Source organism: Collinsella sp. AM36-4AA (assembly GCF_003467795.1).
Classification (GTDB): Bacteria; Actinomycetota; Coriobacteriia; order Coriobacteriales; family Coriobacteriaceae; genus Collinsella.
Map to the genome: position 1 here is coordinate 1 of NZ_QSHS01000022.1, position 11,607 is coordinate 11,607.

Annotated in this window: 10 protein-coding genes and 1 tRNA gene; 5 read left to right on the forward strand and 6 right to left on the reverse strand. The window is 62.3% G+C overall.

All coding sequences use genetic code 11. The features are described 5' to 3' along the window. Positions 1-125: 125 nt before the first annotated feature. On the forward strand, positions 126-611 hold the full coding sequence (locus tag DW850_RS07430; protein WP_117786718.1) for a CarD family transcriptional regulator: 486 nt from the start codon (positions 126-128) through the stop codon (positions 609-611). A 117-nt stretch (positions 612-728) separates the two neighbouring features. Then, on the forward strand, positions 729-1,328 hold the full coding sequence (locus DW850_RS07435; protein ID WP_055252329.1) for an HD domain-containing protein: 600 nt from the start codon (positions 729-731) through the stop codon (positions 1,326-1,328). Positions 1,329-1,387: 59 nt separating this feature from the next. On the opposite strand, the gene DW850_RS07440 is transcribed toward DW850_RS07435, so the two are convergent. Further along, complete coding sequence (locus DW850_RS07440) at positions 1,388-2,674, reverse strand: glutamate-5-semialdehyde dehydrogenase (protein WP_117563962.1); 1,287 nt, start codon at positions 2,672-2,674, stop codon at positions 1,388-1,390. Between the two features lie 112 nt (positions 2,675-2,786). On the opposite strand from DW850_RS07440, the gene DW850_RS07445 reads away from it, so the two are divergent. After that, complete coding sequence (locus DW850_RS07445; protein WP_117786719.1) at positions 2,787-4,205, forward strand: alpha/beta fold hydrolase; 1,419 nt, start codon at positions 2,787-2,789, stop codon at positions 4,203-4,205. 261 nt (positions 4,206-4,466) lie between these two features. Here DW850_RS07445 and proB read toward each other — a convergent pair whose 3' ends face one another. The 5 genes from proB to DW850_RS07475 form a co-directional block, all read right to left on the reverse strand. Continuing rightward, positions 4,467-5,594, reverse strand: coding sequence for a glutamate 5-kinase (gene proB / locus DW850_RS07455; protein ID WP_055252326.1), 1,128 nt, complete (start codon positions 5,592-5,594; stop codon positions 4,467-4,469). 103 nt (positions 5,595-5,697) lie between these two features. Then, on the reverse strand, positions 5,698-7,203 hold the full coding sequence (locus tag DW850_RS07460) for a nicotinate phosphoribosyltransferase (protein WP_117648369.1): 1,506 nt from the start codon (positions 7,201-7,203) through the stop codon (positions 5,698-5,700). An 84-nt stretch (positions 7,204-7,287) separates the two neighbouring features. Then, entirely contained in the window at positions 7,288-7,728 is a 441-nt protein-coding gene (locus tag DW850_RS07465) for a hypothetical protein (RefSeq protein WP_117635034.1), read from the reverse strand. 64 nt (positions 7,729-7,792) lie between these two features. After that, positions 7,793-7,865: transfer RNA gene (locus tag DW850_RS07470), tRNA-Ala, on the reverse strand. Between the two features lie 151 nt (positions 7,866-8,016). After that, complete coding sequence (locus DW850_RS07475; RefSeq protein ID WP_117757743.1) at positions 8,017-8,955, reverse strand: radical SAM protein; 939 nt, start codon at positions 8,953-8,955, stop codon at positions 8,017-8,019. Positions 8,956-9,479: 524 nt separating this feature from the next. On the opposite strand from DW850_RS07475, the gene DW850_RS07480 reads away from it, so the two are divergent. Further along, entirely contained in the window at positions 9,480-10,679 is a 1,200-nt protein-coding gene (locus DW850_RS07480; RefSeq protein WP_117786720.1) for an MraY family glycosyltransferase, read from the forward strand. Positions 10,680-10,840: 161 nt separating this feature from the next. Further along, the coding region (gene trpS / locus DW850_RS07485) for a tryptophan--tRNA ligase (RefSeq protein ID WP_199575646.1) at positions 10,841-11,607 on the forward strand (767 nt) is incomplete at its 3' end.

The following is an 11,607-nucleotide window of genomic DNA, read 5'->3' on the forward strand; positions in this document are numbered from 1 at the left end:
CTGTTGCAATGAAGATGAGAATCAAGGCCTATCAGAGTTGTGTGCTTTTCCTGCATAAAGCGAGGATTTGCGCACGTCAGCGTGTTATTCTAGACATACGTAAATTCGTATAAGTTGGAGGTAGCATGTTCTCAATCGGTCAACACGTCATTCATCCGGGTCAGGGAGTCTGCACCGTCGTCGGTTTTAGGGACGACACGCCGCAGCCCATGTTGTTGCTCGAGGCCAAGCAGGGGCATGCGCAGACGATCCTTATGTACCCCGTGGCGCAGGCCGACCGTCTGCATGCCGCCATCTCTCAGCAAGATGCCGAGCATCTGCTGAGCCACTATGGCGAGCTGGAGTGCGACACCTTTACCGAGCGCAACAGCTCGCTTGAAGAGACACACTTTAAGCAGCAGCTCAAGCTGGGCGCGCCCGAGACGGTCCGCGTGGCAAAGACCATGATGCACCGCATTCGCCAGGCCGAGGAAGCCGATAAAAAGCCCAGCTCTTACTATATGCGTGTACTCAAGGAAGCCAAGCGCCGCTCCATCGAGGAGTTCGCCGTGGCATTGGGCGTCACCGAGGAGGCCGCCGAAGCCCGCCTAGCCCAAGCCGCCCTCAACTAACCCATCCGCGCCAAAAACCACCACAAAGGGGACAGGCACCTTTGTGGTGGTTTTTTCGTTCTAGTCGTTCTAGTAGTATTCATTCTTAGCGATACCTGCGAGCACAAGGAGTCTTTTATGGCAGAGCCACTTTCCGCCGGAATCACCCGCGACCGTGCGTTCGAATTGCTCAACGAGCACAATAAGGACCCGTTCCACATCACCCACGGCGAAACGGTCGAGGGCACCATGCGCTACTTTGCGCGCGAGTTCGACCCCGAGAACGAGGAGTTTTGGGGCATCGTCGGTCTGCTGCACGACCTAGATTGGGAGGAGCATGAGGACGACCCCATGAACCACACCATCTATGCGGCCGAGATCCTTGAAGGCGAGGGCGCCTCTCCCGATCTCATTCGCGCCATTCAGACGCACACGTCGGACTTCAACACCTCGCTGCCCAAGCCCGAGCTGCAGATGGAAAAGATCCTGTTTGCCTGCGACGAGCTCACCGGCTTGATCGGTGCTGCCGTCATCATGCGTCCGAGTAAGAGCGTCATGGACTTTACGACCAAGTCGCTCAAGAAAAAGTTCAAGGACAAGCGCTTTGCCGCCGGCTGCTCGCGCGACGTGATTACGCAGGGTGCCGAGATGCTGGGCTGGGAGCTCCCCGAGCTCTTCGACCGTACCATCGCGGCCATGCAGTCCTTCGCCCCCGACCGCGACACCTTTCAGGCTTAATTCCAAAACCATCACAAAGGGGACAGGCACCTTTGTGGTGGTTTTTGTTTGCGCGGGCGTTAGGGGCGGACCTGGCCGGTGCCTCGGAGCTTGTATTTGTAGGTGGTGAGGGCCTCGGCGGCAAAGGGGCCGCGGGCGTGGAGCTTTTGGGTCGAGATGCCAATCTCGGCGCCCAGGCCAAACTCGCCGCCGTCGGTAAAGCGCGTGCTGGCGTTGGCATACACGGCCGAGGCATCGACCTCGTCCAGGAAGCGCTCGCAAGCATCCGTGTCCTCTGCAACGATGGCCTCGGAGTGCATCGTGCCGTAGCGGTTGATGTGCGCGATGGCCTCGTCCTCGTTCGCCACGACCTTCACGCTCATCTCGAGCGCCAGATACTCGCGACCCCAGTCCTCCTCAGTCGCGGCAACGTAGTCATCGCCCTCGGCAAGCCCGGCGTCGGCGCATGCGGCGCACGTGGCCTCGTCGCCGTGAATGAGCACGCCGTGGTCGTGCAGCACGGCAACGACCGCAGGCAAAAACACATTGGCCACAGCATGGTCGACCAGCAGCGACTCGGCGGCATTGCACACGCCTACACGCTGGGTCTTGGCATTAACGATAATGTTGAGCGCCTTATCAAAGTCGGCGGACTCATGCACGTAGATATGACAGTTGCCCGTGCCCGTCTCGATCACCGGCACAAGCGACTCGCGCACGCAGCGCTGGATCAGGCCTGCACCGCCGCGCGGAATGAGTACGTCGACAATACCGCGGAGCTTCATGAGCTCGCCAGTGGCCTCGCGGTCGGTGGACTCGATCATCGAGATAGCCTCGCGCGGGAAGCCCTTGGTCTCGAGCGCATCGGCCAGCAGCTCAGAAATCATGGCACACGAGTGATAGGCCAGCGAGCCGCCGCGCAGAATGCAGGCGTTGCCGGTGCGGATGCAGATGCCCGCGGCGTCGGCCGTCACGTTGGGGCGCGCCTCGTACACCATGGCGACCAGGCCCAACGGCACGCTCACGCGGGTGAGGTCCACGCCGCTTGCGAGCACGCGGTGGTCGAGCACGCGGCCGACAGGATCGGGCAGCTCGGCGAGCTTCTCCAGGCCGGCGGCCATACCCTCAACGCGCTCGGGCGTCAGCAGCAGACGGTCGAGGAGCCCCGCCGAGGTCCCCGCATCGCGCGCGGCGGACATATCGAGCTCGTTGGCGGCAACGATGGAGTCGACACCGTTGCGCAGTGCTGCGGCCATGGCGCGCACGGCCTCCTGGCGCTGCTCGTCGCTCGCCGTGGCAAGCGAGGCCGACGCTGCCTTAGCGGCAACGGCAAGATCGTGGACATACGTGGCTATATCGACCGACATGGGCGGCCCTTTCTCCTAGAAGTTTGCAACCATGGTAGCCGATTTGCGCATGGCCTCGCCCGCGGCGGTAGAATTGGTCAACCCGAAACACCGCAACGAACGGAAGACTCACATGGCCCTCATCACTTCGTACCACGTCCCCGGCCTGTATGTCGAGGACCACAGCATCGACGTCCCCCTCGACTGGCGCGGCCTGGAGCCGATGCTCCTGGCCGTCGGCAGCACCATGCGCCGCGGCGCCATGCCGGCGCCCATCGCAGGTGCGCCCGAGAGCATCAAGCTCTTCTACCGTGTGGTTTGCGCGCCCGACCGCATCAACGACGATCTGCCACTGCTCCTGTTTTTGCAGGGCGGCCCCGGCGGCGAGAGCCCGCGTCCGCTGTCACCCACAAGCGACGGCTGGATCGAGGAGGCCGTCAAGCACTTCCGCGTCGTCCTGCCCGACCAGCGCGGCACCGGACGCAGCAGCTGTGTAGACGGACGCACGATTGCCGCACTGGGCGAGCGTGCCGAGGCAGCCGGCGCCGATGCGGACCGCTCGCAGGCGGACTTCCTCAAGCGCCACCTCGCCAGCTCCATCGTGCGCGATTTTGAGTACCTGCGCCTGGTGGGCTTTGGCGGCAGGCCCTGGGTCACGCTCGGGCAGAGCTACGGCGGCTTTTTGACGCTGAGCTACCTGTCGCTCTTCCCCGAGGGCGTGGCGGCAAGCTTTACCTGCGGCGGCATCCCCCACGTACCGGCGAGCGCAAGCGAGGTCTACGCGCACACCTTCCCGCGCATGGCTGCCAAGACGCAGCAGTATTACAACCGCTACCCCGCCGACGTCGAGCGCGTGGCGGCCCTGGCAGATGCCCTCGAGGAGCAAAAGCCCGTGCTACCCGACGGCTCGCCGATGACGGTCGAACGCCTGCAGCTCATGGGCAGCGACTTTGGCATGAAGCCGAGCTTTGAGCGCATGCATTGGATTATCGATCATGCTTTTGTTGACGGCGACGGCACGCTGGCCTGCGGCGCCTCGGTATCCGACAGCTTTTTGATGCGCGCCTTCGAGCGCACCAACACGCGCACGAATCCGCTGTACTGGACGCTTCAGGAGTTCATCTACGCCGACGGCGACACCATGCCCATTCGCTGGGCCGCGGCAGAAGAGAAGGCCCATCGTGCCGAGTTCGACACGCTCACGCGACCGCTCATGTTTACCGGCGAGGCCATGTTCCCGTGGATGTTTGAGCAGATGCCCGAACTTAAGCCCTTCAAGCCGGCGATGGATCTGCTTATGGAAGACACAAGCTGGGACAAGATCTACGACCCGCAGCGCCTGGCGTGCAACGAGGTGCCCCTGCAGGCCGCGGTGTACTTCGATGACATGTACGTGGACTCGGGCATGCAGCTCGATACGCTCAGCCGCGTGGGCAACTCGCATGCCTGGGTGACCAACGAGTTCGAGCACGACGGTCTACACGGTAGCGTGGTGTTCAAGCACCTCTTCAACGAAGCCCTCAACCGCGGAGACCTGCGCCAAATCTTCTAGCAAAGGAGCGTCCCCACCTGCCGGCACAAAAGAAACATCCCCAAGTGCCGAACAAGTGCCGGCAACGACAATGCCGCAGGTAGAGGACGGAAAGCGAAAACGCCCCTTAGCAGTGGCTTTAAATCGTAGGTCGAACAAAAGAAGCGAGCGCCGCCCAGAGCGAACAAGTTGGCATGAAAAAGGCGAGGCATAGACCTGATGGTCATGCCTCGCCTTTTGAATGACAAATTGTCGCTCTGGGCGGCGCGCAGCGTCGACCCGTTAGGCGAAGACGATTAGATTATCCCTGTGTATCGCGGGCTTCTCGGCCAGGTCTGCGAGCAGGCGGTTGCTGGCAATCTGGTCCTGGCGGCGGCCGGCTGCAAGCTCCAGCACGTCCGAATCGGCCTCGGCGATACCACGGGCGACAACCATGCCGCTCGGGTCGCACACGTCGAGCACATCGCCCTCGGCAAACTGGCCATCGACCTCGCGAATACCCACCGCGAGCAGCGACGATCCGCGGCTGACCAGCGCCTTCGCGGCGCCATCATCGACCGTCACCGAGCCATGCGCCTTGTCACCCAGTGCGATCCACAACTTGCGCGGCGCAATGTCCAGGCGCTCCGCCGGCGGATCGAACAGCGTACCCACGCTCTCGCCGCGGGCCAGACGCACGAGCGCATCGGGCTCCTCGCCCGAGCAAATCACGCTTTGAATGCCCGCCGTCATGAGAATGCGGCTCGCGCGAATCTTGGTGATCATGCCGCCCGTACCCACCGATGTGGAAGAATCGCCCGCCGAGGCGATAATCTTGGCATCGATCTTATGCACGACCGGGATAAACTCGGCCGTCGGATCCTCATGCGGATTGGCGGTGTAGAGGCCATCGATGTCCGAGAGCGTCACGCACAGATCGGCAGAAACCAGGCAGCTCACAAGCGCCGCCAGCGTGTCGTTGTCGCCGAACTTGATCTCATCGACGGTGACGGTATCGTTCTCGTTGACGACCGGCACCACGCCCAGCTCCACCAGGCGCAGCAGGGCGTCGCGCGCGTGCAGGTAGGACGTGCGGCGCGCCGTGTCGTGACGCGTGAGCAGCACGAGCGAGGTGAGCAGGTCGCGCGCATGGAACTCCTCGTCGTAGGCCGACGAGATGATGCACTGACCGGCCGAGGCGCAGGCCTGCAGGCTCGGCAGGTCACCGACCGGCTTGCGGTCGAAGCCCAGCACGGGATAGCCGCAGGCAATGGCACCCGAGCTCACCACGACCAGGCGCCAGCCAAGCTCGCGCAGCGCTGCGGCCTGGTCGGCAAGCCCGCCGATAAAGGCGCGGTTGACCTTGCCGTCGGCGCCCACCACCGTGGACGAACCGATCTTTACCACCATCGTTTTATAAGAAGTCGTCATACGTCAAACCAATCGAATGTCGAGCGTTCGGGCGAGCTGGGGCAGTCGGGGCGCCTGGTGCGGAACGGACGAAAATGATCCGTTTTCCTCCGTCCCCTTCGGATCATTTTGCCCAGGGGAAGGCCGAAGCCGCAGCCATGTTCTTGCGCACGAGCTCGTCGCGCACCTGAGCCAGGCCCTGCTCCATACCCACCACATAGGTCTGCGGGTACAGGAAGCGCTTGAAAGCTGCGTCCAGATGGTCAAGTGCCCAGGCGCAACGCTCGCGCGCGTCCTGGATGCTCTCACGCGGAGCCACCGCACTGCCATCGCGCACGATCGGCACCAGCAGCTCGCGATACTCAAGTTCGGACACGTCGGTCACCAGAGCGGCATCATTCACGGCCACGAGGGTATTGCCGCGCGCGGCGCCCTCCCCCGCCAGATGGTCCTCGTCGTAGATCATGTCGCAGACCGGGCCGCCAAAGCCGTCGTAATAACGGCGCACGCGTTGCACACCCGGGATCGTGCGCTTGTAGGGCTGCTCGGAGAGCTTGACCACCGGCGTCCACGGGTCCGTCTCACTCGCACGGCGGGCGGCGAGCTTGTACACGCCGCCCAGCGCCGGCTGGTCGTAGCAGGTCGCGAGCTTGGTGCCCACGCCAAAGCTATCGATAGGCGCGCCCTGGTCGAGCAGCGACTGAATCGTGTACTCATCCAAATCGTTAGAAACCGAGATCCCCACATAGGGCAGGCCCTCGGCATCAAAACGGCCGCGCACATACTTGGAGAGCTTGGCGAGGTCGCCGGAGTCGATGCGAATGGCCGACAGGCGCTCGCCCACCGCTTCCATCTCCTTGGCAACCGTAATGGCATGCTCGCAACCCTCGCGTACGTCGTAGGTGTCGATGAGCAGCGTGCAATTCTTGGGGCTCGACTTGGCAAAGGCGCGGAAGGCCTCGAGCTCGGAATCGAAGCTCATCACCCAGCTGTGCGCATGCGTGCCAAAGACGGGAATACCGTAGCGGCGGCCGGCGAGCACATTGGACGTAGAGGAGCAGCCGGCAACGTAGCTCGCGCGCGCGACGGCCAGCCCGCCATCGGGACCCTGGGCGCGGCGCAGGCCAAACTCGGCAACGGGACGGCCGTCCGCCGCCAGCACCACGCGCGCCGTCTTGGTGGCGACAAGCGTCTGGAAGCCGACGATGTTGAGCAGCGCCGTTTCGAGCAGCTGGCACTCCAGCGCGGGACCGGTGACGCGAACCATGGGTTCGCGCGGAAAGACGAGCTCGCCCTCGGGGACGGCGTCGATGTTTACATGTGCACGAAAATCGCGCAGGTAGTCGAGGAATGCAGGCTTGAACATCGCGCCGCCGGCCGGGGCCTGGAGCGAGGCGAGGTAGTCGATGTCCTCGGGCGTAAAGCGCAGATTCTCGACCAGCTCGGGCAGTTCGGCGGTGCCGCACATGACGGCATAGGCGCTGCCAAAAGGATGGTCGCGGTAAAACGCGGTAAAACAACCCTGCTCATTGGCCTTGCCGCTCTCCCACAGGCCCTGGGCCATAGTGAGCTCGTACAGATCGGTGAGCATTGCAATGTCGGTGGGATGCGAGATGTCGGTCAAAGCCATGGGGCGACCTTTCGGATGCGTTGTGCAGAGGCTGAGGGTTGGAAAAGGGCAGAGTGTTCGGGCATGGCACCCAGCGCGAATGGGCTAGAGCAGGCCCATGCTGGTCAGGATCGTGTAGCCCATAAAGATGACAAACGCGATGAGGGCAAGAACAATGATGATTTTTTGAGCCGGCGCCATGCCAGGGATCTCGTTCTCGCCCGTAGGCTCCTTGGAGGTAACCATGCGCTGGGCAAAGGTCATCTCGTCACGGCTCGGCTTGGGCTCGACGGACTTGGAACGAGCGACCTTTTTAGGCTGAGGTTTAGGTGCGGTGGGCGCGGGCTTCGCGGCGGCGGGCTTGGGCGCGGGGGCGACGTTCGCGGCGGCCTCCTCGGCCTTCGCACGCTCGGCACGCAGGGCGGCCAGCTCCTCACGCTCGCGGCGTGCCTCTTCCTGGGCCTCGCGACGAGCTTTCTCGGCGCGGAGCTCTTCCAACTCGGCGCGTTCCTCGGCAGACAGTGGTTGGGACTCAAGCTTGGCCATGGTACAGCCCTTTCTTTTAAAAAAAGCCGCCGACACAATGTCAGCGGCTTATCAAATCCAAGGGTGGAGACGAAGGGAGTCGAACCCTCGGCCTCTGCCATGCGACGGCAGCGCTCTCCCAACTGAGCTACGTCCCCAAGACAAGTTGATATTTTACCTACGGCTCGCCAACTGTCAACGCCCAATACCCAGTCTTTTTGGGACGCGGCTATTTTGACAACTTTTCGAGCAGGCGATCCTCTCGATGATTTTTTAATCCCCGTCCCAGAAAAAACATCGGCGAGCGCACTACTTTGCGCTGGTGAGGACGCCGGTGGTGTCGAACGCCGGGGTGAAGCTCTCGTCTACCGCTCCGCCTTCTTGCCAAAACATCGTCGTAAAGCCCAGGTCGTCGGCATGGTCGAGCACCTGCTCGTACTCCTCGCGCGTCACGGCGCGCGCCAGGTCGCCGCCTTGTTCGCGCATGAGGGCATTGGGCGTGTACTGGTTCATGACCGAGATCGGCACGTCGCCCACCGTCTGCCACACCAGGTCCAACACGCGGCACGAATCGTCCGCATGCCCCGGCAGCACCAGATGACGCACGATTATGCCGCGCTTCATGAGCCCGTCCCCGTCTACCAGCTCTCCCCCGCGGCGCTCAATTTCGCGCGCCATCTGGGCCAGACCCGACACAGCCACGCGCGGGTAGTCCTTAATATGAGAGAGTGACTGCGCAAGCGCCGCATTGGCATACTTAAAGTCGGTAAGCCACACGTCGACCAAATCGCCGAGCGCCGCCACGGCACTCGCACGCTCATAACCGCTCGTGTTGTAGACGATTGGAATGACCAGTCCGCGCTCCCGAGCTGCGGCAATCGCGGCCGGCAGCAGGTGAGCATAATGCGTCGCCGTCACCAGATTGATGTTATTGGCACCTTGGTCCTGCAGCTCCAGCATAATCTCGACCAGGCGCTCGGGCGAAATCTCAAGCCCGAAATTGCCCGTCGAGATCTCGTGGTTCTGGCAATAGATACATTTGAGCGAGCAGCCGCTAAAGAAGATCGTGCCCGAACCGGCCTCGCCCGAGATAGGCGGCTCCTCCCACATATGGAGCGCCGCGCGGGCCACCTTGAGCGTGTCATCGGCACCGCATACGCCGTGCGCACCCTCGTCGCGCACCGCACCGCAACGGCGCGGACACAAATGGCAGGCGGGCGAAAAAAGTTCGGTCAACGGCGTCGGCATAAAAACATGCTCCAAAACAACGATTCAGCAGCTCAAACGTTAAGGGACCAACCGCACAGACGGCTCGAGCCCAAGGCGCCGTAATCGTCCGACACGATTTTTGTAATGTCAAGACTGGAATCGATAAAGTGCCGCTTTATGATGTAGGTATTCCGCCCCCCGCGGAGCAACTGGGTGAACCGTCGCGTTTATTTAGGGAGCCCACACAGTCGTACCTAGTACAGGTATCCTTCGTTGTTAAGGACGCTGGAACAGTCGATGAGGGCACCCACCTGTTTTAGGTGGGTTCATTTTCGTAACGTGGGGGGTGGTTTTTATTTGCCGAAAACCACCATTACAGCCCATATGGATCCCCGCCGGTATCCCGACAATCCATCGACAACATCCCAATATCTGGTAAGCGCGTGATTATCGCTGCGTGCAATTCCATGCACCCCCCTTGGTCGAGTATCATGGTTCGGCTATGCCCTTTGCGCTTAGCAACCTTTGACCTTTTCCTTCGACGCTTGGCGGTTTTTAGATTCATGGCTTCATCCCCGAGCTACATACCGTATCTATGCGTGGCAGCGGCGGCCTTTATCACGACCTTCCTCACGGTGCCCCTGGTCAAGCGCTTGGCAATTAAGCTCGACGCCGTCGACTATCCTTCTAAGCGCCGCATCAACACCAAGCCCATCCCGCGTTTGGGCGGAACGGCGGTGTTTTTGGGCCTGGTCGTTGCCTGTATTGTGCAAATCCTAGGCACCTGGCACCTAGGCTGGCCGCCCGTCCTGGTGCCGCACCCGCGCCTTCACATTAGCTATCCCATGCTGGCGCTCTCCTTTACCGTCATCTTTGCGACCGGCGCTATCGACGACGTCTTCCAGCTCAAGCCCAAGCAAAAGCTAGCCGGACAGGTCCTCGCCGCGCTTATCGCCTGTATCGGCGGCCTGCGGATCGGCGTCATCGTCAACCCGTTTGCCCCCGGCGAAATCATGCTCGGATGGCTCGCCTACCCCATCACCGTGATCTATCTGGTGGCATTCACCAACATCATTAACCTCATCGACGGCCTCGACGGCTTGGCCACGGGCATCTGCGGCATCGCGTCGTTCACCATGTTTTCGATGGCCGTTCTCTCGGGCCGCATCGACGCCGCCGCGCTCTCCATTGCGCTCTTTGGCGCTTGCCTGGCCTTTTTGCGCTACAACTTCAACCCCGCAAGCATCTTCTTGGGCGACTCGGGGTCGTTGCTTCTGGGCTTTGCACTGGGCTCCATCTCGCTGCTCAACGTGAGCCGCACCGCCGCGCTCACCTCGCTTATCATCCCGCTCATCGTTGCCGGCGTGCCCATCATCGACACGTTTAGCGCCATCGTGCGCCGCAAGCGCGCCCACATTAGCATCGGGCAGGCCGACAAGGGCCACATCCACCACCGCCTGATCCAAGAGGGCTACAACCAAAAGCAGGCAGTGCTGCTCATCTACGCCTGGTGCATCATGCTTTCGGCCGGCGCCGCCGCGATTAACCAGGTCGAGGTGCCCATGCGCGTGCTCATCTTTACCGTACTCGCCATTGGCTCGGCGGCCTTTGCCAAGCACCTGCACCTGTTTGAGCCCGTGCTGCGCCACCATTACAACAAGCGCACGCACGAGGACGAGCTCGTCACCCCCGACGATCCCGCCTTTAAGCAGGAGGAGCAGGCGGCAGAAGAACGCAGGGAGGAGCGCCACCACAGGCGCTAGGGTAAGCTGCCGAGGATGCGCCCAGGCGCCGCCGGCCAAACGCGCAGCCACGCCGCGCCCATCGCACATGCCGCCGCTCTCCCGCCCCTCGCGTACTTACGCCCCGACCCTCCAATAAACGCGTTATCATCTTGACCCATGAACATACGTTAGGAGCAATCATGCCAAACGAGAACAGCTACGAAGTCGCGCTGCAAAAGAGCAACGCCATTCGCGAGGGCCTGGCCAAAACGCCCGAGAAGTTCACCATGCTCACCGGCGACCGCCCCACCGGCCGTCTGCACCTGGGTCACTACTTCGGCACCCTCAAGGGCCGTGTTGAGCTGCAGAACATGGGCGCCAAGACCAACGTGCTCATCGCCGACTACCAAGTCATCACTGACCGCGATACGACCGAGCACATCCAGGACAACGTGTACAACATGGTCATGGACTCCCTTGCCTGCGGCACCGCCCCCGACAAGCCCATGATCTACGCGCCCCCCGCCGTCCCCGCCGCAAACCAGCTCATGCTGCCGTTCCTGTCGCTGGTCTCCGAGGCCGAGCTGGCGCGCAACCCCACGGTCAAGGCCGAGATGGAGGCCTCGGGCCACGAGCTCACCGGCCTTCTGCTCACCTACCCGGTGCACCAGGCCTGCGACATCCTGTTCTGCAAGGGCAATGTGGTGCCCGTCGGTCGCGACCAGCTGCCGCACATCGAGCTCACCCGCACCATCGCCCGCCGCTTTAACAACCGTTACGGCAAGGTGTTCCCCGAGGTCGACGCGCTGCTGTCCGAGACCCCGCTGCTGCCCGGCCTGGACGGGCGCAAGATGAGCAAGAGCTACGGCAACGCCATTAACATCTCGATGACCGCCGAGGAGACGGCCAAGCGCATCAAGAAGAGCCAGACCGACTCCGAGCGCATGATCACGTTCGATCCCGAGAA